This window comes from Pseudomonas sp. NFACC14 (genome assembly GCF_900106885.1).
GTDB classification, from domain to species: Bacteria; Pseudomonadota; Gammaproteobacteria; order Pseudomonadales; family Pseudomonadaceae; genus Aquipseudomonas; species Aquipseudomonas fluorescens_AA.
Window position 1 is genome coordinate 565,168 of sequence record NZ_FNOA01000001.1, and the last position, 20,920, is coordinate 586,087.

The window sequence follows — 20,920 nt, forward strand, 5'->3', positions numbered from 1 at the left end:
CGAGCTTGCTCGCGATAGCGATGGATCAGCCAGCATCAGTGTTGGCTGATCTGCCCCTATCGCGAGCAAGCTCGCTCCCACGGTCACTTAACAGGCGCTGTTTTTGTATGAGCCCGCCTATAATCCCTCCGGCACTCACGCAACCGCGTCAGCCAACTGCTTGTCCCTCCTGCGCATGAATCTGAATGGACGCAAATGTGCTCTTTACGCGACATAGCGGCGTCGTAGACGCGGCGGCTATGTTCGCCCAAAGCTTCACTGCCTAAAAGGATGTTATATGCCCGCTCTGCCCTGGCCTTACCTGGCCCTTCTTTCCATCGGCTATGGCCTGGCCCTGGCTTACGGCCAACTGGCCTGGACGGCCGGTATTTCCGTCGCGCTGCTGCTATTTGCCGGTTACGCGGTGCGCCAGCGGGAAATGCCATTGGGCCGGTTTCTCGGGCACGTCCTGTTCCTGGTGATGGCCTTGGCCCTGGCGATGCACTGGATGCCAGGTTTCTTCAACGGCCGGGCCATCCCGGCGCAGCGCCTCACCGATGATGCGGCACGCTTCGCCATGTACCTGAACCAGGACAAGCCATTGATCGGCTTCTGGCTGTTGCTGGCCTGCCCCTGGATCGTCGGTCGGCGCTCATTGCGCCTGTCGGTCCAGGCCACGGCGCTGGGCCTGGCGCTGAGCGCGGTGCTGGCCCTCGGCGGGGCCATGCTGCTGGGCATGATCCACTGGGCGCCGAAATGGCCGGACCATGCCTGGATGTGGGTACTTAATAATCTTTTATTGGTCACGCTGGTGGAGGAAGCGCTGTTTCGTGGCTACATTCAGGGTGGCTTGAGCCGACGCTTCAAACACCTGCGCCAGGGCGACAACCTGGCGTTGCTCCTGGCTTCGCTGCTGTTCGGCCTTGTGCATGCGGGCGCGGGTTGGCAATGGGTGCTGCTGTCCGGCCTGGCGGGGGTTGGCTACGGTCTCGCTTATCGATTTGGCGGCCTGGGCGCGGCGATTGCCACGCATTTCCTGCTCAACCTGCTTCATTTCGCCCTCTTTACCTACCCGATGCTGGCGTGATAGCGACAGGCAAAAATAACTTCAACTAAAACCTGACGGCGCCGACAACCTTTCAAAGCCTTGCGGATCTACACCACCATGCGTAACAACCAACCCGTCACACAACGCGAAAGGACCTTCCCGGCCCAGCAACGATTGATTTCTACCACCGACGCCAAGGGCGTGATCACCTATTGCAACGACGCGTTCGTTGAAATCAGTGGGTTTTCAAAGGAAGAACTGATTCGTTCGCCGCACAATCTCGTGCGCCATCCCGATGTGCCATCCGCCGTGTTCGCGCACATGTGGGGCACGCTGAAACAAGGCTTGCCATGGATGGGCATCGTCAAGAATCGCTGCAAGAGCGGTGACCATTACTGGGTCAACGCCTATGTCACGCCCGTGTTCGAGGGCAGCCAGGTGGTCGGCTACGAGTCGGTGCGGGTCAAACCCTCCGCCGAGCAGATCGCCCGCGCCGAAGCCCTGTATCAGCGCATCAACCAGGGCAAGTCCGCGATTCCGGCCAGCGACAAATGGTTGCCGATGCTGCAGGACTGGCTGCCGTTTATCCTGGTCAGCCAACTCAGTTTCGTCGTCGGCGCCTTCCTGAATTCCCACTGGGGCTTTGCCCTGGCCGCCCTGCTGTCGGTGCCCTTGGGGCTGATGGGCCTGCAATGGCAACAACGCGGGATCAAGCGCCTGCTGCGCCTGGCCGAGCAAACCACCTCCGACCCGCTGATCGCACGGATGTACACCGACAGCCGCGGCGTACAGGCTCGCCTGGAAATGTCGATCCTCAGCCAGCAAGCGCGCCTGAAAACCTGCCTGACGCGCCTGCAGGACACCGCCGAGCACCTTAACGACCAGGCCCGCCAGTCCAACACGTTGGCCCATGACAGCTCCAGCGGCCTTGAGCGCCAGCGGGTGGAAACCGAACAGGTCGCCACGGCCGTCAACCAGATGGCGGCAACGACCCAGGAAGTCGCCAGTCACGTGCAGCGCACCGCCGATGCCACCCAGGAAGCCAATCGCCTGACCAGCCGCGGCCGCGACATCGCCGGGGAAACCCGCGAAGCCATCGAGCGGCTGTCGGTGGTGGTCGGCGAGACCGGCAACACCGTGACTCAGCTGGCCAAGGACAGCGACGAGATCGGTGGCGTGGTCGACGTGATCAAAGGCATCGCCGACCAGACCAACCTGCTGGCCCTCAACGCCGCCATTGAAGCGGCCCGTGCCGGTGAGATGGGGCGCGGCTTTGCCGTGGTGGCCGACGAAGTACGCCAACTGGCGCAACGCACCAGCGAATCCACCGGGCAGATCCATGCCCTGATCGCCAAGCTCCAGCAAACCGCCAACAATGCCGTGCAAACCATGGAGGCCGGCCACCGCCAGGCCGAAGAAGGCGTGGCGCGGGTGATGGAAGCGGACCAGGCATTGGTGGGCATCAGCGAAGCGGTGGCCAACATCACCGACATGACCACCCAGATCGCCGCCGCCACCGAGGAGCAAAGCTCGGTGGCCGAGGAGATCAGCCGCAACATCAGCAACATCTCGGAACTGGCCGACCAGACCTCCGGCCAGGCCCACAGCTCGGCGCTGCTGAGCGAAGAGCTGACCCGCACGGCGAATTCGCAGTATTCGTTGGTGGAGCGATTTAACCGCTGACTTCCATTGGCAAACTGAAAACCCGGACAGCGAACGCTTCCGGGTTTTTTATTGCCTGAGCAGACGCCATCGCGAGCAAGCTCGCTCCCACAGTGGATTTGTGGCGTTCACAACCCCTTGCTCGCGATGAGGCCCTGACAATCAAAAAAGCGCTCATTGAAGAAACGCAGCCACCTTGCCCGCCGCCGCCTCCAGATGCTGCTCATGACTGAACCCCGACGCCTTCAGCGGCTTGAGGTCATGATCCCCCGCCACCAACCACGACACCTCAATGCTCGGTGACAAGGTATAGCCCCGCACCGCCTCCCGATTGCCTAACGCATCGCGCTCGCCCTGGACGATCAAGGTCCGGGTCTTCAATGTCGCCAAGTGCTCGACCCGCGGCTTCTCCGGCTTGCCTGCTGCGTAGAACGGATACCCCAGGCACACCAGCGCATCCGCGCCCAGTTCATCAGCCAGCAGACTCGCCATCCGCCCACCCATGGATTTACCGCCGATAGCCAGCCGCCCAGCGACATAAGGCCGCACCGTGGCGTACACCTCACGCCAGCATTCCAGCAACCTGGGAGCTGGATTGGGTGGGCGTTTGCCACCGTCCAGGCGCCGTTGCGCCATGTAGGGAAACTCGAAGCGCAACACGTTGACGCCGTGCGCGGCAAGGCGTTCGGCCATTTCCTCCATGAAGCCGCTGTCCATCGGCGCACCCGCACCATGGGCCAGGATCAGGGTGGGCGAGACGACGCCCACGTCCGTTTGCGCGACCGTCCATAGCCAACCGTGTTCGGCCACGCACCGCGCCCATTGATCCCCGTCAATACTGGCCTTGTGCTGTTTGTCCATGCTTGCCTCGCTTTTAGTCTGCCTATAACTCCAGGCGAAGAACGCCGCACTGCCTTGCGCAGGCGCTCACTTCGGCTGAACCGTGGATGGGGAACCATGAACACTTCTATCAGTACCGCCTACAACTACAAGGTGGTCCGCCAATTCGCCATTATGACGGTGGTGTGGGGCATCGTCGGCATGGGGCTCGGGGTTTTTCTCGCCGCCCAATTGGTCTGGCCTCAGCTCAATTTCGACTTGCCCTGGACCAGCTTCGGCCGCCTGCGCCCGCTGCACACCAACGCAGTCATCTTCGCTTTTGGGGGCTGCGCCCTGTTCGCCAGCTCGTTTTATTCGGTGCAACGCACCTGCCAGACCCAGCTGTTCGCGCCAAAAATCGCCGCGTTCTGCTTCTGGGGCTGGCAACTGGTGATTCTTTTGGCGGCCATCAGCCTGCCACTGGGCTACACCAGTTCCAAGGAATACGCCGAACTGGAATGGCCGATCGATATTCTGATCACCATCGTCTGGGTGGCCTACGCCATCGTGTTCTTCGGCACCGTGGCCAAGCGCAACACCAAGCACATCTACGTCGGTAACTGGTTCTTCGGCGCGTTCATCCTCACCGTGGCGATCCTGCACATCGTCAACAACCTGGAACTGCCGGTGAGCTTCACCAAATCCTACTCGGTGTACGCCGGGGCCACGGATGCGATGGTGCAATGGTGGTACGGCCACAACGCCGTGGGCTTTTTCCTCACCGCAGGCTTCCTGGGGATGATGTACTACTTCGTGCCCAAGCAGGCCGAGCGCCCGGTGTACTCCTATCGCTTGTCCATCGTGCACTTCTGGGCGTTGATCACCCTGTACATCTGGGCCGGTCCGCACCACCTGCACTACACCGCGCTGCCGGACTGGGCACAGTCCCTGGGCATGGTGATGTCGCTGATCCTGCTGGCACCCAGCTGGGGCGGCATGATCAACGGCATGATGACCCTCTCGGGTGCCTGGCATAAGTTGCGCAGCGACCCGATCCTGCGCTTCTTGGTGGTATCGCTGGCGTTCTATGGCATGTCGACCTTCGAAGGTCCGATGATGGCGATCAAGACCGTCAACGCCCTCTCCCACTACACCGACTGGACCATCGGCCACGTGCATGCCGGTGCGCTCGGCTGGGTGGCGATGATTTCCATCGGTGCGTTGTACCACATGATCCCGAAAGTCTTCGGCCGGCCACAGATGCACAGCATCGGCCTGATCAACGCGCACTTCTGGCTCGCGACCATCGGCACGGTGCTGTACATCGCCTCGATGTGGGTCAACGGCATCGCCCAGGGCCTGATGTGGCGCGCGGTGAACGAAGACGGCACCCTCACCTACTCCTTCGTCGAAACCCTGGTGGCCAGCCACCCAGGCTTCGTCGTGCGGCTGGCGGGCGGGTCGATCTTCCTTCTCGGCATGCTGCTGATGGCCTACAACACCTGGCGCACCGTGCGGGCCTACCAGCCTGCCGAAGCCGCCGCTGCCGCGCAGATGGCCTGAGGAGTCCACCATGAAACACGAAACAATCGAAAAAAACGTCGGCCTGCTGATGCTGCTGATGGTCCTGGCCGTGAGCATTGGTGGCCTGACCCAGATCGTGCCGCTGTTCTTCCAGGACGTGACCAACAAGCCGGTGGACGGCATGAAGCCCTACACCGCCCTGCAACTGGAAGGCCGCGACATCTACATCCGTGAAGGCTGCGTCGGCTGCCACTCGCAGATGATCCGTCCGTTCCGCGCAGAGACCGAGCGCTACGGCCACTACTCCGTCGCCGGCGAAAGCGTCTGGGACCACCCATTCCTGTGGGGCTCCAAGCGTACCGGGCCGGACCTGGCACGGGTCGGCGCGCGCTACTCCGATGACTGGCACCGCGCCCACTTGTACAACCCCCGCAACGTCGTGCCCGAGTCGAAAATGCCGGCCTACCCATGGCTGGTAGCCCAGGCGGTGGACAGCAGCCACACCGAAGGCAAGCTGCGCGCCATGCGCACCCTCGGCGTGCCGTACACCGACGACGACATCGCCGGCAGCGTGGCCTCGCTCAAGGGCAAGACCGAAATGGACGCGCTGGTGGCCTACCTGCAAGTGCTCGGCACTGCCATCAAGAGCAAGAGGTGAGCCTGATGTTCTTTGAAATGAGCACTGGAATGATCCGTGGCCTGGGCACCGTCGTGGTGTTCATCGCCTTCATCGGCCTGACCCTGTGGGTATTCAGCAGCAAGCGCGGCCCGGAATTCGCCCAGGCGCGCCTGCTGCCGTTCGCCGACGAACCGCCCGCCGACATCACCCCCCAAGACCCTGCGACAAGGAGTACCCGGCCATGACCACCTTCTGGAGTACGTGGATCTGCGTACTGACCATCGGCAGCCTGATCGGCCTGACCTGGCTGCTGATCGGCACCCGCAAGGGCGAGACCAAGGGCAGCGTCGACCAGACCATGGGCCACAGTTTCGACGGCATCGAGGAGTACGACAACCCGCTGCCGCAGTGGTGGTTCCTGTTGTTCGCCGGCACCCTGGTGTTTTCCGTCGGTTACCTGGTCCTGTATCCGGGCCTGGGCAACTGGAAAGGCATCCTGCCCGGCTACGAGAACGGCTGGACCGGCGCCCATGAATGGGAAAAGGAAATGGCCAAGGCCGACGCCAGGTTCGGGCCGATCTTCGCCAAGTTCGCCGCCATGCCCGTGGAAGAAGTCGCCAAGGACCCGCAGGCACTGAAAATGGGCGGTCGCCTGTTCGCCTCCAACTGCTCGGTCTGCCACGGCTCGGACGCCAAGGGTGCCTTCGGCTTCCCGAACCTGACTGACAGCAACTGGCGCTGGGGTGGCGCCGCCGACACCATCAAGGCGACCATCATGGGCGGCCGCATGGCGGCGATGCCGGCCTGGGGCGAAGTGCTGGGGGACGCCGGGGTCAAGAACGTGGCCGCATACGTACGCCACGACCTGGCCGGCCTGCCTTTGCCGGCAGACAGCGGCGCCGATCTGCAAGCCGGCCAGCAAGCCTTCAACACCACCTGCGTCGCCTGCCACGGCGCCAACGGCCAAGGGACCGAAGCCATGGGCGCGCCGAACCTGACGCAACCGGCCGGTTTCATCTACGGCACCAGCCTGGCCCAGTTGCAGCAGACCATTCGCCATGGTCGCCAGGGCCACATGCCGGCGCAGAATGAGTTGCTGGGTAATGACAAGGTGCAACTGCTCGCGGCTTACGTCTACAGCCTGTCCCAAGATGCCCGCGCCGAGCGCCTGCAAGCGGAACACAAAAGCGACTAAATCCTGACCACACGAACAGCCGCATTCGTCTGGATGCGGCTGTTTCGTGCCCCTGCGCGACGCATTGTCGCACCCTCCCATCGTCTTCCTTTCGGTTCCCCGGAATCGGGTCTAAGCTTGCCTCTGCGTGCGCTGGCGGCTGCCGGTTTCAGGTCGACCCGACCCGATGCGTTCGACAATCGTTCGACAAAAAGGCCGCAAAGGCAGGTGAATACCGGCTGTTGCGACAGTTGCCTGGCATCACCCGAACGCCGTGTTCGAACACACCCCGTTACAACCGACCTGACCCCCTCGCCTCTTTCCTTCGTTGCGACATTTTGCCGAGGGCCAATTTTGTCCCTACTCAGCATATGGAAAGGCCGCAGAATCAGCTTTGGAAAGCATTGACCCAGGTCATGGCGCGTTGCAATGACCCCCCGCTTTCTCCATACTTGCGACCGATTTTTATCCTAATAAAACACCCAAACCGTGGAACCTTAGAATGAGCACAGCAATCAGTCCGACTGCTTATAACTATAAGGTAGTCCGCCAGTTCGCCATCATGACGGTGGTCTGGGGGATCCTTGGCATGGGGCTCGGTGTCTTCATCGCCTCGCAACTGGTCTGGCCGGAGTTGAACTTCGATCTGCCATGGACGACATTTGGACGCCTGCGCCCGCTGCACACCAACCTGGTGATCTTCGCCTTCGGTGGTTGTGCGTTGTTTGCCACTTCTTACTACGTCGTGCAGCGAACCTGCCAAACGCGACTGATCTCCGACAGCCTCGCCGCCTTCACCTTCTGGGGCTGGCAAGCGGTCATCGTCGGTGCGATCGTGACCTTGCCGATGGGTTTCACCACCACCAAGGAATACGCGGAGCTGGAATGGCCCCTGGCTATCCTGCTGGCCATCGTCTGGGTAACCTACGGTTTGGTGTTCTTTGGCACCATCGTCAAGCGCAAGACCAAGCACATCTACGTCGGTAACTGGTTCTACGGTGCCTTCATCGTCGTGACCGCCATGCTGCACATCGTCAACCACGCCTCCCTGCCGGTCAGCTTCTTCAAGTCGTACTCGGCCTATTCGGGCGCGACCGACGCGATGATCCAGTGGTGGTACGGCCACAACGCCGTGGGTTTCTTCCTGACCACCGGCTTTCTGGGGATGATGTACTACTTCGTGCCGAAACAGGCCGAGCGTCCGATCTATTCCTATCGCCTGTCCATCGTCCACTTCTGGGCGCTGATCACCCTGTACATCTGGGCCGGTCCGCACCACCTGCACTACACCGCGCTGCCGGACTGGGCACAGTCCCTGGGCATGGCGATGTCGATCATCCTGCTGGCGCCAAGCTGGGGCGGCATGATCAACGGCATGATGACCCTCTCGGGTGCCTGGCATAAGCTGCGCACCGACCCGATCCTGCGCTTTCTGGTGGTGTCGCTGGCGTTCTACGGCATGTCGACCTTCGAAGGCCCGATGATGGCCATCAAGACCGTCAACTCCCTGAGCCACTACACCGACTGGACCATCGGCCACGTACACGCCGGTGCGCTCGGCTGGGTGGCGATGATTTCCATCGGCGCCATCTACCACATGATCCCGAAACTGTTCGGTCGTGCGCAGATGCACAGCACCGGCCTGATCAACGCGCACTTCTGGCTCGCGACCATCGGCACCGTGCTCTACATCGCCTCGATGTGGGTCAACGGCATTACGCAAGGCCTGATGTGGCGTGCGATCAACGACGACGGCACCCTGACCTACTCGTTCGTCGAAGCGCTGCAAGCCAGCCACCCGGGCTATATCGTCCGGGCCCTGGGTGGTGCGTTCTTCGCCAGCGGCATGCTGCTCATGGCCTACAACGTGTACCGCACCGTTCGTGCCTCTGACCCGGCTGAAGCTGAAGCCGCCGCCAAGATCGCCGTAGTTGGAGCTCACTGATGAAGCACGAAGCAGTAGAGAAGAATATCGGCCTGCTGGCCTTCTTCATGGTCATCGCCGTGAGCATCGGCGGCCTGACCCAGATCGTTCCGCTGTTCTTCCAGGACGTGACCAACAAGCCGGTCGAAGGCATGAAGCCGCGTACCGCCCTTGAACTGGAAGGCCGCGACATCTACATCGCCAACGGCTGTGTGGGCTGCCACTCGCAGATGATCCGTCCGTTCCGTGCCGAGACCGAACGCTACGGCCACTACTCGGTCGCCGGTGAAAGCGTCTGGGACCACCCGTTCCTGTGGGGCTCCAAGCGCACCGGTCCGGACCTGGCCCGCGTTGGCGGCCGCTACTCCGACGACTGGCACCGTGCGCACTTGTACAACCCGCGCAACGTTGTGCCTGAGTCGAAGATGCCGGCCTACCCGTTCCTCGTAGAAAACAAGCTCGACGGCAAAGACACCGCCAAGAAAATGGAAGTCCTGCGGGCCTTGGGCGTGCCTTACACCGACGAAGACATCGCCGGTGCCAGGGATGCCGTCAAGGGCAAGACTGAAATGGACGCGCTGGTGGCCTATCTGCAAGGCCTGGGCACCATCATCAAAAGCAAACGGTGATCTGGATGGATATCGGGATGATTCGTGGCCTGGGCACCGTCGTCGTGATGGTGGCCTTTATCGGCCTGGCCTTGTGGGTGTTCAGCCCCAAGCGCAAGTCGGAGTTTGACGACGCGACCTTGCTGCCGTTCGCGGATGATCCCGAGGCCATCAAGCACGTCGAGCAAGCTTCTAGGAGTAACAAAGAATGACTACGTTCTGGAGTCTGTACGTCACAGTCCTCAGTCTGGGTACGATCTTCGCCCTGACCTGGCTGCTGCTGTCGACCCGCAAGGGCCAGCGCAGCGAAGCCACCGAAGAGACGGTTGGCCACTCCTTCGACGGGATCGAGGAGTACGACAACCCGCTGCCGAAATGGTGGTTCATGTTGTTCGTGGGCACCATCGTGTTCGCCCTCGGTTACCTGGCGCTCTACCCTGGCCTGGGCAACTGGAAAGGCCTGCTGCCAGGCTATAACTACCTGGACAACGAAAAGCAGACCGCCTTCGCCAACGGCCAGACCGGCTGGACAGGCGTTCACGAGTGGGAAAAGGAAATGGCTCGCTCGGACGCCAAGTTCGGTCCGATCTTCGCCAAGTTCGCCTCCATGCCGATCGAAGAAGTCGCCAAGGACCCGCAAGCCCTGAAGATGGGTGGCCGCCTGTTCGCCTCCAACTGCTCGGTCTGCCACGGTTCCGATGCCAAGGGTGCCTATGGCTTCCCTAACCTGACCGACGCCGACTGGCGCTGGGGCGGTGAGCCGGAAACCATCAAGACCACCATCATGGGCGGCCGTCACGCCGTGATGCCGGGCTGGGCTGCCGTGGTGGGCGAACAGGGCGTGGCCGACGTGGCTTCCTACCTGGTGACCAGCCTGCACGGTCGCAAGCTGCCGGAAGGCGCCAAGGCCGACCCGGCCAACGGCCAGAAACTGTTCGCGGCCAATTGCGTGGCCTGCCACGGTCCTGCCGGCAAGGGCACGCCCGCCATGGGCGCACCTGACCTGACGCATCCTGGGGCGTTCATCTACGGTTCGAGCTTCGCCCAACTGCAGCAGACCATCCGCTACGGTCGCCAGGGCCAGATGCCTGCCCAGGCCGACCTGCAAGGCAACGACAAGGTCCACCTGCTGGCCGCCTATGTCTACAGCCTGTCTCACGGCGAAAAGGCACCTGCGGCTGACGCCCAGTAAAGCCAACGCCTGATGCACCCAAGGCCCCGTCAACCAACGTTGACGGGGCCTTTTCGTTTGCCGGTGCCACAGGACGAAATTGTTTTATCTTGCCCGCAACCAGCAGTGGTAGTAACGTGCCTACATTCAGTTCTATCGAGGACGCCGCCATGTCCATCACCACTATTTCCAGCCGCGAATTCAACCACGACACAAGTGGTGCCAAAAAAGCCAGCCGCCAGGGGCCGGTCATCATTACCGACCGTGGCAAGCCGGCCCATGTGCTGCTAAGCATTGAGGAGTACCAGAAACTGACCGGCATCGGCACCAGCATTGTCGAGTTGCTGGTCATGCCCGACACGCCGGATATCGCTTTCGATACCGAACGTGCCGTCATCTCTCCTCGACCGGTGGACCTGTCCTGATGTACCTGCTCGACACTAACGTCATCTCGGAACTGCGCAAGCCTCAAGCCGATAAGAACGTACAGGCCTGGGCGCGTGGCGTGCCCGCCCCCAGCCTTTACCTCTCGGCGATTACCGTATTGGAATTGGAAACCGGCGTGTTGCGCTTCGAACGCAAGGACCCGGTGCAAGGCGGCCGCCTGCGCGCATGGCTGGACAACCATGTCATGCCCGCATTCGCTGGAAGAATCCTGGCGGTCGACCGCGCCGTCGCGCTGCGCTGCGCTCGCCTGCACGTTCCGGATCGCAGCAATGAATGCGATGCACTGATTGCCGCCACTGCGTTGGTCCACGGACTGACCATAGTCACCCGCAACGTGAATGATTTCCAGAGCAGCGGCGTGGCGGTGCTCAACCCCTGGTCATCCAGCCCACCCGCTTGAGACGGCAGCTCCTACAATAGTCAATTGATCTGGGTCATGACTTGTTACATCCGCTACACCATTCTGTGCAGACGCCCAACGCGACCAAAGGTCGCACCCTTGAGCCAGAGCGACAGGCGTATCATTGCGCCACTGCAACACCCTTTCTGACCGAGGTCGGCACGCACTGGCCCCGGCACTTTTCCACTGCCGTGGGATGCAATTGATGAGCAACCAGATTCCGGTACATGACGTTACCCCGCCTGCCAAGGACGCGAACAAAAGCGTCGACCTGTATGCCTCTCGGGAAAAAATCTACACCCGCGCCTTCACTGGCCTGTTCCGTAACCTGCGGATGCTTGGCGGAGCGTTCCTGTTCCTGCTGTATTTCGGTACGGTCTGGTCGAACTGGGGCGGCCATCAGGCCGTCTGGTGGAACCTGCCGGAACGCAAGTTCTTCATTTTCGGTGCGACGTTCTGGCCCCAGGATTTCATCCTGCTGTCGGGGATGCTGATCATTGCGGCATTTGGCCTGTTCTTCATCACGGTCTATGCCGGACGGGTGTGGTGCGGCTACACCTGCCCACAAAGCGTGTGGACCTGGATCTTCATGTGGTGCGAAAAAGTCACCGAAGGCGACCGCAACCAGCGCATCAAGCTCGACAAGGCCCCCATGGGCGCCAACAAATTCCTGCGCAAGTTCGCCAAGCACAGCCTGTGGTTGCTGATCGGCTTCGTCACCGGCATGACCTTCGTCGGTTACTTCACGCCGATCCGTGAACTGGTGTTCGAGTTCTTTACCGGCCAGGCCGATGGCTGGTCGTATTTCTGGGTCGGTTTCTTCACCCTGGCCACCTACGGCAATGCCGGCTGGCTGCGTGAGCAGGTGTGCATCTACATGTGCCCCTACGCGCGCTTCCAAAGCGTGATGTTCGACAAGGACACCTTGATCGTGTCCTACGACCCGCGTCGTGGCGAAAGCCGTGGCCCGCGCAAGAAAGGTGTGGACTACAAGGCCCTGGGACTGGGGGACTGCATCGATTGCACCATGTGCGTCCAGGTCTGCCCGACCGGCATCGACATTCGCGACGGCCTGCAGATCGAATGCATCGGCTGCGCAGCCTGCATCGACGCCTGCGACAGCATCATGGACAAAATGGACTACCCGCGCGGCCTGATCAGCTACACCACCGAACACAACCTCTCGGGGCAGAAAACCCATAAACTGCGCCCGCGCCTGATCGGCTATGCCCTGGTGCTGCTGGCCATGATCAGCTTGTTGGTGACGGCGTTCTTCATGCGCTCGCTGGTGGGTTTCGATGTCAGCAAAGACCGCGTGCTGTATCGCGAAAACGCCGAGGGCCGGATCGAGAACGTCTACAGCCTGAAGATCATGAACAAGGACCAGCGCGACCATACGTACGTCCTGGACGCCGCCGGCCTGCCCGACCTCAAGCTGCAAGGCCGTCGGGAAATCAAGGTCGCGGCCGGCGAGATCTACAGCCAGCCGTTCGAACTGTCCAGCGCACCGGAGCAACTGCCATCGAGCACCAACGAGGTGACGTTCATCCTCAAGGACGCCGATGACGAAAGCGTACATGTCGAAGCCAAGAGCCGGTTCATCGGCCCACAAACTCGTTGAGAGAAATGAACATGCCTGCAGCAACCGCCACCAGCCCTTGGTACAAGCACCTCTGGCCGTGGATCATCATCGCGATCCTGAGCTGTTCGGTAACCCTGAGCCTGACAATGGTGACCATTGCGGTGAAAAACCCGGACAACCTGGTCAACGACAACTATTACGAAGCCGGCAAGGGCATCAACCGCTCGCTGGAGCGCGAACTGCTGGCCCAGACCCTGCAACTGCATGCCAACGTGCAACTGGATGAAGTGACCGGCGAAGTGAACCTGCGCCTGAACGGCAACAGCCGCCCCCAGACCCTGGAACTGAGCCTGATCTCGCCGACCCAGCCGGAGAAGGACCGCAAGATCGTCCTGACCCGCAACGACAGCGAACCGGGGCGTTATATCGGCCAGTTGACGGACAAGGTCGAAGGCCGGCGCTTTGTCGAATTGCTGGGGGTGGAGAACGATAAGACCTGGCGCCTGTTCGAAGAAGAACAGATCAACCACGACCAGGCCATCCTGCTCGGTGATGAACCGCTGCAAGGCGCTGAAGACCTGAAAAAATAAGCTGCTCACAGCCCTGTAGGAGCTGCCGAAGGCTGCGATCTTTTGATTTTTGATCTTTCGCTTGAGACTCAAGTGCCAAGGGAAAGATCGCAGCCTTCGGCAGCTCCTACAGTCCGTGTACCTCTTGCAAGCCCATCATGCCAGGCCTTCATGCGACAACCATGACCACTCCCCAGCCCTGCTACCACTGCGCCCTGCCCGTCCCTCCCGGCAGTCGCTTCACCGCCGTTGTCCTCGGTGAAACCCGCGAGCTGTGCTGCCCGGGCTGCCAGGCGGTGGCCGAGGCCATTGTCGCCGGTGGCCTGGAAAGCTATTACCTGCATCGCAGTGAAGCGTCGGCCAATCCCGAGACCCTGCCCGTCCAGTTGATCGATGAACTGGCGCTGTACGATCGCCCTGACGTGCAACAGTCGTTCGTGCGCCATGAGGGCGAATTGGCCGAAACCACCCTGTTGATGGAAGGCATCAGTTGCGCCGCCTGCGGCTGGTTGATCGAAAAACAGCTGCGCAGCCTGCCGGCCGTGGCCGAAGCGCGGTTGAACCTGTCCAATCACCGCCTGCATGTGCGCTGGGCCGACGCCCAGTTGCCGCTGAGCACGCTGCTCGCCGAGTTGCGCCAGATCGGCTACGTCGCCCACCCGTACCAGGCCGACCAGGCGTGCGAGCAACTCGCCGCACAAAACCGCCTGGCCCTGCGCCAGCTGGGCGTGGCTGGCCTGTTGTGGTTCCAGGCGATGATGGCGACGATGGCCACCTGGCCGGAATTCAACATCGACCTGAGCCCCGAGATGCACACCATCCTGCGCTGGGTCGCCTTGTTTCTCACCACGCCCATCGTGTTCTACAGCTGCGCGCCATTCTTCAAAGGCGCCATGCGCGACCTGCGCACCCGCCACCTGACCATGGACGTTTCGGTGTCCCTGGCCATTGGCAGCGCCTACATCGCCGGGATCTGGACGTCGATCACTGGCGTTGGCGAGTTGTACTTCGATGCCGTGGGCATGTTCGCCCTTTTCCTGCTGGCCGGCCGCTACCTGGAGCGCCGGGCCCGGGAGCGCACGGCCGCCGCCACCGCCCAACTGGTCAATCTGTTACCGGCCTCGTGCCTGCGCCTGGCGGATGATGGCCAGAGCGAACGCATCCTGCTCAGCGAATTGCGCACCGGTGACCGGGTGCTGGTGCATCCCGGGGCGGTCCTGCCGGCTGACGGCAGAATCCTCGAGGGGCAGTCCAGCATCGACGAATCCCTGCTGACCGGTGAATACCTGCCCCAACCTCGGCAGGCGGGCGATGCGGTCACCGCAGGCACGCTGAACGTCGAAGGCGCCTTGACCGTCGAGGTGCTGGCCCTCGGGCAAGACACCCGGTTGTCGGCCATCGTTCGCCTGCTGGAGCGGGCCCAGGCCGAGAAGCCGCGATTGGCGGAGATCGCCGATCGCGCGGCCCAGTGGTTCCTGCTGTTCTCCCTGGTCGCGGCGGCGGCCATCGGCCTGTTGTGGTGGCAACTGGATGCGTCGCGGGCCTTCTGGATCGTCCTGGCGATGCTGGTCGCCACTTGCCCCTGCGCATTGTCCCTCGCCACGCCGACCGCCCTCACCGCAGCCACCGGCACCTTGCACAAACTTGGCCTGCTGCTGACGCGCGGCCATGTACTGGAGGGCCTGAACCAGATCGACACGGTCATTTTCGACAAGACCGGCACCCTCACCGAAGGCCGCCTGGCGTTGCGCGCCATTCGACCACTGGCGGCCCTCGACAGCGATCACTGCCTGGGCTTGGCCGCGGCCCTGGAAAACCGCTCGGAACACCCCATCGCCCGTGCTTTTGGCCGCGCACCAATGGCCGCCGAGCAGGTACAAAGCACCCCGGGACTGGGACTGGAAGGCCTCGTGGCCGAACAACGCTTGCGCATCGGCCAGCCCGGTTTTGTCTGCGAACTGAGTGGCGCGGCCCTACCGCAGATGCCGGACGAAGCCGGGCAATGGCTGTTGCTAGGCGATGAGCTCGGGCCGCTGGCCTGGTTCGTCCTCGATGACCGCTTGCGCGCCGACGCCCCGGCCCTGCTGGCAGCCTGCAAGGCGCGGGGCTGGCGTACGCTGCTGCTGTCGGGCGACAGTTCGCCGATGGTTGCCAGCGTCGCCGCCGAACTGGGCATCGACGAGGCCCGGGGCGGCCTGCGCCCGGACGACAAACTGGCGGTGTTGCAGCAATTGCACCAACAGGGCCGCAAGGTGCTGATGCTCGGCGATGGCGTGAACGACGTGCCCGTGCTGGCGGCGGCGGACATCAGTGTCGCCATGGGCTCGGCCACCGACCTGGCCAAGACCAGCGCCGACGCCGTGCTGCTGTCCAACCGCCTCGACGCCCTGATCCACGCCTTCGACCTGGCCCGGCGCACTCGCCGGGTGATCGTCGAGAACCTGGTGTGGGCAGGGCTGTACAATGGCCTCATGTTGCCGTTCGCCGCCCTCGGCTGGATTACACCGGTGTGGGCCGCGGTCGGCATGTCCATCAGTTCGTTGACCGTGGTGTTGAATGCCCTGAGGCTGACGCGTCAGCCCAAGGCGCAGGTTTTCACCGCCACGCCCGATACCCGCCCGCTGCCGGCCTGAGCCGCGCGGGCATGGAGTTCCGACATGCCAGCTCTTTACGTGATGATCCCGGCCGCGCTGCTGATCGTGGCCATCGCCGTGTACATTTTCTTCTGGGCCGTGGACAGCGGACAGTACGACGACCTCGACGGTCCGGCCCATAGCATCCTGTTCGACGATCAGGACCCGAACCACAAGGCGGCGGTGGACGAAGCCAGTGGCGAAGTCCGCAAGGCGGACGACAAGGCCCCACCCCATGCTTGACCTGGCGCCACTGCTGGTTTCGGCCGTTATCCTTGGCCTGCTGGGCGGCGGTCATTGCCTGGGCATGTGCGGCGGCCTGATGGGCGCCCTGACCCTGGCGATTCCCAAGGACCAGCGCAGCCGCCGCTTTCGGTTGCTGCTGGCGTACAACCTGGGGCGAATCCTGAGCTATGCCACCGCCGGGCTGCTGATCGGCCTGGCCGGTTGGGCCGTGTCCAACAGTCCAGCAGCGATGATCATGCGGGTGCTGGCCGGCTTGCTGTTGATTGCCATGGGCCTGTACCTGGCGGGTTGGTGGAGCGGCCTGACCCGCATCGAAAGCGTGGGGCGTGGCTTGTGGCGGCACATCCAACCCGTCGCCAACCGCTTGCTGCCGGTGTCGAGCCTGCCCCGGGCCTTGCTGCTCGGTGCCCTGTGGGGCTGGCTGCCGTGCGGGCTGGTCTACAGCACCCTGCTATGGTCCGCCAGCCAGGGCAATGCCCTGGACAGCGCCCTGCTGATGCTTGCCTTCGGCTTGGGCACCTGGCCGGTGCTGCTCGCCACTGGCCTGGCCGCCGAGCGCATCACCGCCCTGCTGCGCAAACGCAGCGTGCGCATGGCCGGCGGGCTGTTGGTGATTGTTTTCGGGATTTGGACACTGCCGGGGCCGCATCAGCATTGGCTCATGGGCCACTGAATGTGGGAGCCGAGCTTGCTCGCGATGGCGGTGTGTCAGCTGACATCCGCACTGGCTGTGCCGCCGTCATCGCGAGCAAGCTCGGCTCCCACAGGTCATGTATCGTCTTCAAAAGCCTTGCACACCCTTCTGCGCAGCGAGCCTGTTGACGCAAATCAAGACCACCCCGCGCCTACCCCCCTAGACTCGCCCCATGCCAGCCTACCCGGGGAACACCCGCATGCTCGACGCCATCCGTTGGGACTCAGACCTGATCCGCCACTACGACCTGGCGGGACCACGCTACACCTCGTACCCGACTGCGGCGCAGTTCGGCGGCCAGGTGGGCACCTTCGACCTGCTCCATGCCCTGCGTGACAGCCGCAAGGCGCGGCGGCCACTGTCGGTGTATGTGCACGTGCCGTTCTGCGCGAACATCTGCTACTACTGCGCCTGCAACAAGGTCATCACCAAGGACCGTGGCCGCGCCCACGCCTATCTGCAACGCCTGGAACAGGAAATCCAGCTGATCGGCTGCCACCTGGACTCTGCCCAGCCCGTGGAACAGTTGCACTTTGGCGGCGGCACCCCGACATTCCTCAGCCACGACGAACTGCGCCAACTGATGGCCACGCTGCGCAAGCACCTCAACCTGCTGGACGACGACTCCGGCGACTACGGCATCGAGATCGATCCCCGGGAGGCCGACTGGTCGACCATGGGGCTATTACGTGAACTGGGGTTCAATCGGGTCAGCATCGGCCTGCAAGACCTTGACCCGGCGGTGCAGCGTGCCGTCAATCGCCCGCAAAGCCTGGAAGAAACCCGCGCGGTGGTCGAGGCGGCCCGAACCTTGCAATTCCGTTCGATCAACATTGACCTGATCTACGGACTGCCCAAGCAGACTCCAGACAACTTCGCCCGCACCGTCGAGGAGGTCATCCGCCTGCAACCGGACCGGCTCTCGGTGTTCAATTACGCCCACTTGCCGGAACGCTTCATGCCCCAGCGGCGCATCAACAGCCAGGACTTGCCGAACCCGGAGCAGAAACTGGCGATGCTGCAGGGCACCATCGAACAACTGACCGCCGCCGGCTACCGCTACGTCGGCATGGACCACTTCGCCCTGCCCGACGACGAGTTGGCCATCGCCCAGGAAGAGGCCACGTTGCAGCGCAACTTCCAAGGCTACACCACCCATGGCCATTGCGACCTGATCGGCCTTGGCGTATCGGCCATCAGCCAGATCGGCGACCTGTACTGCCAGAACAGCAGCGACCTGAATCATTACCAGAACACCCTCGCCGACGGGCAACTGGCGACCAGTCGCGGCTGGCTATGCAACGCCGACGACCGACTGCGGCGTGCGGTGATCCAGCAATTGATTTGTCATTTCAACCTGGTCTTCGCCGAGATCGAGCAAACCTTCAACATCGATTTTGGCGGATATTTTGCGCCGCTATGGCCGCAGTTGCAGGCCATGGCCAAGGACGGTCTGATCGAACTCGACAACACGCACATCAAAGTCCTGCCCGCCGGGCGCCTGCTGGTGCGATCCGTGTGCATGGTCTTCGATGCCTATCTGGAGCAGCACAACCGGCAGCGCTTCTCTCGGGTTATCTGAGCGCGACAATTTGACGACGAAACCGCACTGGCCGGAGTGCCTACGCTGGGGTACCCTTACGGCCTATGTGTGTTTTCCCACAAGGATTGAAGAAATGTCCGAGCCAGTCAAACTGCGCGCCCACAACCAGGCCCACTGCAAGGATTGCAGCCTGGCTCCCCTGTGCCTGCCACTTTCATTGAATCTGGAGGACATGGAGGCGCTGGACGAAATCGTTAAACGGGGCCGTCCGTTGAAAAAAGGTGAATTCCTGTTCCGCCAGGGTGACACCTTCGATTCCGTCTACGCGGTGCGCTCGGGCGCCTTGAAAACCTTTAACCTGAGCGATGGCGGTGAAGAGCAGCTCACCGGTTTCCACCTGCCCAGCGAACTGGTGGGCCTGTCCGGCATGGACACCGAGAGCCATCCCGTCTCGGCCCAGGCGCTGGAAACCACCTCGGTGTGCGAAATCCCCTTCGACCGCCTGGACGAGCTGGCCATACAGTTGCCGCAACTGCGTCGCCAGTTGATGCGGGTCATGAGCCGGGAAATCCGTGACGATCAGCAGATGATGCTGCTGCTCTCGAAAAAAACCGCCGACGAGCGCATCGCCACGTTCCTGGTCAACCTCTCGGCACGCTTCCGCGCCCGCGGGTTCTCGGCCAACCAGTTCCGCCTGAGCATGTCGCGCAACGAAATCGGCAATTACCTGGGCCTGGCGGTGGAAACCGTGTCCCGGGTGTTCACCCGTTTCCAGCAGAACGAATTGATTGCCGCCGAAGGCAAGGAAATTCACATCCTCGACCCGATCCAGCTCTGCGCCCTGGCCGGCGGCTCGATCGAGGGCTGATGGACGAGTGCGGCTGAGGGATTTGCCCCGCCGCGCTATACTGCCGCGTTTGCAGCCCTGCCAGGACACCTCCACGATGGTCTTTGACTCCTTCGACATCAAATCCCTGATCCGCCCCGTGACCGATTTCCCCAAGCCCGGCGTGATCTTTCGCGACATTACCCCGCTGTTCCAATCCCCGACCGCCCTGCGCCTGGTCATGGACAGTTTCGCCCACCGCTATGTCGAGGCCGAGTTCACGCACATTGGCGCGATGGATGCGCGCGGTTTCCTGATCGGTTCGATCCTGGCCTATCAGTTGAACAAACCGCTGGTCTTGTTCCGCAAGCAAGGCAAGCTGCCGGCCGACGTACTGGCCGAGGGATACCAGACCGAATACGGCGAAGCCTTCCTTGAAGTGCATGCCGACAGCCTGTGCGAGGGGGATTCGGTGGTGATGTTCGATGACCTGATCGCCACCGGTGGCACGCTGATCGCCGCCGCCAACCTGATCCGCCGCATGGGCGCCAAGGTCCACGAGGCCGCAGCGATCATTGACTTGCCGGAACTGCTCGGCTCCCAGCGCCTGGAAGACATGGGGATCCCGACGTTCTGCCTGACGCAGTTCTCCCTCAGCGAAAAATAAAGGGCAGGCAACCATCGAACCTGTGGAAGCGAGCTTGCTCGCGATGGCGGTTTATCAGTCGCATGGATGTTGACTGATCCACCGCTATCGCGAGCAAGCTCGCTCCCACAGGGTATGGGGTAGCGGTTATAACGCGATCGGCTTACGCCCCGCAAACGAATGCGCCAGCGTCCCGCCATCCACCAATTCAAGCTCCCCTCCCAGTGGCACGCCGTGGGCGATGCGGGAGGCGACCAGGCCCTTGTTGTTCAGCAGCTGGGCGATGTAATGGGCAGTGGCTTCGCCTTCGACCGTCGGGTTGGTGGCGAGGATGACTTCCGTGAACGTGCCCGCTTCTTCGATCCGCGCGATCAACTGTGGAATGCCGATGGCTTCAGGCCCCAAGCCGTCGAGCGGGGACAAATGGCCCTTGAGCACGAAATAACGGCCACGAAAACCGGTCTGCTCCACCGCATACACATCCATCGGCCCCTCTACTACGCAGAGCAAGGTGTCGTCCCGACGCGGGTCGGCACATTGCGGGCAGAGGTCATCCTCGGTGAGGGTGCGGCATAAACGGCAATGCCCTACGCCTTCCATGGCCTGGCTCAGGGCCTGGGCCAGGCGTGAACCGCCGCTGCGATCACGCTCGAGCAATTGCAACGCCATGCGCTGGGCAGTTTTCTGACCCACACCCGGCAACGTTCGCAGGGCATCGATCAGTTGGCGAATCAAAGGGCTGAAGCTCATGGAGGAAATGTCCGACATAACAACGAGACGCGGTTTATACCCGCGCCTCCGGTTAG

At 62.4% G+C, this 20,920-nt stretch carries 22 protein-coding genes; 20 read left to right on the top strand and 2 right to left on the bottom strand.

Annotation, left to right across the window (positions count from 1 at the left end):
* The first annotated feature begins 277 nt into the window (after positions 1–277).
* Positions 278–1,066, top strand: a complete 789-nt coding sequence (locus BLU85_RS02710) for a CPBP family intramembrane glutamic endopeptidase (RefSeq protein WP_092197373.1) — start codon at positions 278–280, stop codon at positions 1,064–1,066.
* Between the two features lie 78 nt (positions 1,067–1,144).
* Positions 1,145–2,710, top strand: a complete 1,566-nt coding sequence (locus BLU85_RS02715) for a methyl-accepting chemotaxis protein (protein WP_092197375.1) — start codon at positions 1,145–1,147, stop codon at positions 2,708–2,710.
* Between the two features lie 153 nt (positions 2,711–2,863).
* Here the strand turns inward: BLU85_RS02715 and BLU85_RS02720 are convergent, their stop codons facing one another.
* Positions 2,864–3,550, bottom strand: a complete 687-nt coding sequence (locus BLU85_RS02720) for an alpha/beta family hydrolase (RefSeq protein WP_092197377.1) — start codon at positions 3,548–3,550, stop codon at positions 2,864–2,866.
* Between the two features lie 96 nt (positions 3,551–3,646).
* Between BLU85_RS02720 and ccoN (BLU85_RS02725) the strand changes: the two genes are divergently transcribed.
* The 18 genes from ccoN (BLU85_RS02725) (at position 3,647) to BLU85_RS02810 (ending at position 20,135) form a co-directional block, all read left to right on the top strand.
* Entirely contained in the window at positions 3,647–5,071 is a 1,425-nt protein-coding gene (ccoN, locus tag BLU85_RS02725; protein WP_092197379.1) for a cytochrome-c oxidase, cbb3-type subunit I, read from the top strand.
* 10 nt (positions 5,072–5,081) lie between these two features.
* Positions 5,082–5,690, top strand: coding sequence for a cytochrome-c oxidase, cbb3-type subunit II (ccoO, locus tag BLU85_RS02730; RefSeq protein WP_053120686.1), 609 nt, complete (start codon positions 5,082–5,084; stop codon positions 5,688–5,690).
* Positions 5,691–5,695: 5 nt separating this feature from the next.
* Complete coding sequence (locus BLU85_RS02735; RefSeq protein ID WP_060743060.1) at positions 5,696–5,896, top strand: cbb3-type cytochrome oxidase subunit 3; 201 nt, start codon at positions 5,696–5,698, stop codon at positions 5,894–5,896.
* The gene (gene ccoP / locus BLU85_RS02740; RefSeq protein WP_092197381.1) at positions 5,893–6,846 is read left to right on the top strand and encodes a cytochrome-c oxidase, cbb3-type subunit III; all 954 of its coding nucleotides are present in this window, start codon (positions 5,893–5,895) and stop codon (positions 6,844–6,846) included. Before BLU85_RS02735 ends, ccoP (BLU85_RS02740) begins: the two co-directional genes overlap by 4 nt.
* Positions 6,847–7,327: 481 nt before the next feature.
* Positions 7,328–8,770, top strand: coding sequence for a cytochrome-c oxidase, cbb3-type subunit I (gene ccoN / locus BLU85_RS02745; RefSeq protein WP_092197383.1), 1,443 nt, complete (start codon positions 7,328–7,330; stop codon positions 8,768–8,770).
* Positions 8,770–9,378: a cytochrome-c oxidase, cbb3-type subunit II gene (ccoO, locus tag BLU85_RS02750; protein ID WP_092197385.1), complete on the top strand. Its 609-nt coding sequence runs from the start codon at positions 8,770–8,772 to the stop codon at positions 9,376–9,378. The genes ccoN (BLU85_RS02745) and ccoO (BLU85_RS02750) overlap by 1 nt, the downstream gene beginning before the upstream one ends.
* A gap of 5 nt (positions 9,379–9,383) precedes the next feature.
* A complete protein-coding gene (locus BLU85_RS02755) occupies positions 9,384–9,569 on the top strand; it encodes a CcoQ/FixQ family Cbb3-type cytochrome c oxidase assembly chaperone (protein WP_003183474.1) in 186 nt (61 codons plus the stop codon).
* A complete protein-coding gene (ccoP, locus tag BLU85_RS02760) occupies positions 9,566–10,549 on the top strand; it encodes a cytochrome-c oxidase, cbb3-type subunit III (protein WP_092197387.1) in 984 nt (327 codons plus the stop codon). Before BLU85_RS02755 ends, ccoP (BLU85_RS02760) begins: the two co-directional genes overlap by 4 nt.
* A gap of 149 nt (positions 10,550–10,698) precedes the next feature.
* Complete coding sequence (locus BLU85_RS02765; protein WP_092197389.1) at positions 10,699–10,953, top strand: type II toxin-antitoxin system Phd/YefM family antitoxin; 255 nt, start codon at positions 10,699–10,701, stop codon at positions 10,951–10,953.
* The gene (locus tag BLU85_RS02770; RefSeq protein ID WP_092197391.1) at positions 10,953–11,375 is read left to right on the top strand and encodes a type II toxin-antitoxin system VapC family toxin; all 423 of its coding nucleotides are present in this window, start codon (positions 10,953–10,955) and stop codon (positions 11,373–11,375) included. The genes BLU85_RS02765 and BLU85_RS02770 overlap by 1 nt, the downstream gene beginning before the upstream one ends.
* Before the next feature lie 205 nt (positions 11,376–11,580).
* The gene (ccoG, locus tag BLU85_RS02775; RefSeq protein ID WP_092197393.1) at positions 11,581–12,996 is read left to right on the top strand and encodes a cytochrome c oxidase accessory protein CcoG; all 1,416 of its coding nucleotides are present in this window, start codon (positions 11,581–11,583) and stop codon (positions 12,994–12,996) included.
* Between the two features lie 11 nt (positions 12,997–13,007).
* A complete protein-coding gene (locus tag BLU85_RS02780; RefSeq protein ID WP_092197787.1) occupies positions 13,008–13,547 on the top strand; it encodes a FixH family protein in 540 nt (179 codons plus the stop codon).
* Between the two features lie 161 nt (positions 13,548–13,708).
* Positions 13,709–16,159: a heavy metal translocating P-type ATPase gene (locus BLU85_RS02785; protein WP_092197395.1), complete on the top strand. Its 2,451-nt coding sequence runs from the start codon at positions 13,709–13,711 to the stop codon at positions 16,157–16,159.
* Positions 16,160–16,183: 24 nt separating this feature from the next.
* Positions 16,184–16,402: a cbb3-type cytochrome oxidase assembly protein CcoS gene (gene ccoS, locus BLU85_RS02790; RefSeq protein WP_060738434.1), complete on the top strand. Its 219-nt coding sequence runs from the start codon at positions 16,184–16,186 to the stop codon at positions 16,400–16,402.
* Entirely contained in the window at positions 16,395–17,078 is a 684-nt protein-coding gene (locus tag BLU85_RS02795; RefSeq protein ID WP_060738435.1) for a sulfite exporter TauE/SafE family protein, read from the top strand. The genes ccoS and BLU85_RS02795 overlap by 8 nt, the downstream gene beginning before the upstream one ends.
* Positions 17,079–17,298: 220 nt before the next feature.
* The gene (gene hemN / locus BLU85_RS02800; protein ID WP_092197397.1) at positions 17,299–18,681 is read left to right on the top strand and encodes an oxygen-independent coproporphyrinogen III oxidase; all 1,383 of its coding nucleotides are present in this window, start codon (positions 17,299–17,301) and stop codon (positions 18,679–18,681) included.
* 94 nt (positions 18,682–18,775) lie between these two features.
* Complete coding sequence (fnr, locus tag BLU85_RS02805) at positions 18,776–19,510, top strand: fumarate/nitrate reduction transcriptional regulator Fnr (protein ID WP_092197399.1); 735 nt, start codon at positions 18,776–18,778, stop codon at positions 19,508–19,510.
* A gap of 76 nt (positions 19,511–19,586) precedes the next feature.
* Complete coding sequence (locus BLU85_RS02810) at positions 19,587–20,135, top strand: adenine phosphoribosyltransferase (RefSeq protein ID WP_092197401.1); 549 nt, start codon at positions 19,587–19,589, stop codon at positions 20,133–20,135.
* Between the two features lie 126 nt (positions 20,136–20,261).
* Here BLU85_RS02810 and recR read toward each other — a convergent pair whose 3' ends face one another.
* Positions 20,262–20,864 carry a recombination mediator RecR gene (gene recR / locus BLU85_RS02815; RefSeq protein WP_060743061.1) on the bottom strand — a complete coding sequence of 201 codons (603 nt, stop codon included), beginning with the start codon at positions 20,862–20,864 and terminating at the stop codon, positions 20,262–20,264.
* Positions 20,865–20,920: the final 56 nt, after the last annotated feature.

Excerpts from the sequence above, each read along its gene's own strand:
- BLU85_RS02810 (WP_092197401.1), top strand. The coding sequence starts at position 19,587 with ATGGTCTTTGACTCCTTCGACATCAAATCCCTGATCCGCCCCGTGACC.
- BLU85_RS02765 (WP_092197389.1), top strand. The coding sequence starts at position 10,699 with ATGTCCATCACCACTATTTCCAGCCGCGAATTCAACCACGACACAAGT.
- fnr (WP_092197399.1), top strand. The coding sequence starts at position 18,776 with ATGTCCGAGCCAGTCAAACTGCGCGCCCACAACCAGGCCCACTGCAAG.
- hemN (WP_092197397.1), top strand. The coding sequence starts at position 17,299 with ATGCTCGACGCCATCCGTTGGGACTCAGACCTGATCCGCCACTACGAC.
- BLU85_RS02735 (WP_060743060.1), top strand. The coding sequence starts at position 5,696 with ATGTTCTTTGAAATGAGCACTGGAATGATCCGTGGCCTGGGCACCGTC.
- ccoP (WP_092197387.1), top strand. The coding sequence starts at position 9,566 with ATGACTACGTTCTGGAGTCTGTACGTCACAGTCCTCAGTCTGGGTACG.
- BLU85_RS02715 (WP_092197375.1), top strand. The coding sequence starts at position 1,145 with ATGCGTAACAACCAACCCGTCACACAACGCGAAAGGACCTTCCCGGCC.
- BLU85_RS02720 (WP_092197377.1), bottom strand. The coding sequence starts at position 3,550 with ATGGACAAACAGCACAAGGCCAGTATTGACGGGGATCAATGGGCGCGG.
- ccoG (WP_092197393.1), top strand. The coding sequence starts at position 11,581 with ATGAGCAACCAGATTCCGGTACATGACGTTACCCCGCCTGCCAAGGAC.
- BLU85_RS02780 (WP_092197787.1), top strand. The coding sequence starts at position 13,008 with ATGCCTGCAGCAACCGCCACCAGCCCTTGGTACAAGCACCTCTGGCCG.
- BLU85_RS02755 (WP_003183474.1), top strand. The coding sequence starts at position 9,384 with ATGGATATCGGGATGATTCGTGGCCTGGGCACCGTCGTCGTGATGGTG.
- ccoN (WP_092197379.1), top strand. The coding sequence starts at position 3,647 with ATGAACACTTCTATCAGTACCGCCTACAACTACAAGGTGGTCCGCCAA.
- BLU85_RS02795 (WP_060738435.1), top strand. The coding sequence starts at position 16,395 with ATGCTTGACCTGGCGCCACTGCTGGTTTCGGCCGTTATCCTTGGCCTG.
- ccoO (WP_092197385.1), top strand. The coding sequence starts at position 8,770 with ATGAAGCACGAAGCAGTAGAGAAGAATATCGGCCTGCTGGCCTTCTTC.
- recR (WP_060743061.1), bottom strand. The coding sequence starts at position 20,864 with ATGAGCTTCAGCCCTTTGATTCGCCAACTGATCGATGCCCTGCGAACG.
- ccoO (WP_053120686.1), top strand. The coding sequence starts at position 5,082 with ATGAAACACGAAACAATCGAAAAAAACGTCGGCCTGCTGATGCTGCTG.
- BLU85_RS02770 (WP_092197391.1), top strand. The coding sequence starts at position 10,953 with ATGTACCTGCTCGACACTAACGTCATCTCGGAACTGCGCAAGCCTCAA.
- BLU85_RS02710 (WP_092197373.1), top strand. The coding sequence starts at position 278 with ATGCCCGCTCTGCCCTGGCCTTACCTGGCCCTTCTTTCCATCGGCTAT.
- BLU85_RS02785 (WP_092197395.1), top strand. The coding sequence starts at position 13,709 with ATGACCACTCCCCAGCCCTGCTACCACTGCGCCCTGCCCGTCCCTCCC.
- ccoP (WP_092197381.1), top strand. The coding sequence starts at position 5,893 with ATGACCACCTTCTGGAGTACGTGGATCTGCGTACTGACCATCGGCAGC.
- ccoN (WP_092197383.1), top strand. The coding sequence starts at position 7,328 with ATGAGCACAGCAATCAGTCCGACTGCTTATAACTATAAGGTAGTCCGC.
- ccoS (WP_060738434.1), top strand. The coding sequence starts at position 16,184 with ATGCCAGCTCTTTACGTGATGATCCCGGCCGCGCTGCTGATCGTGGCC.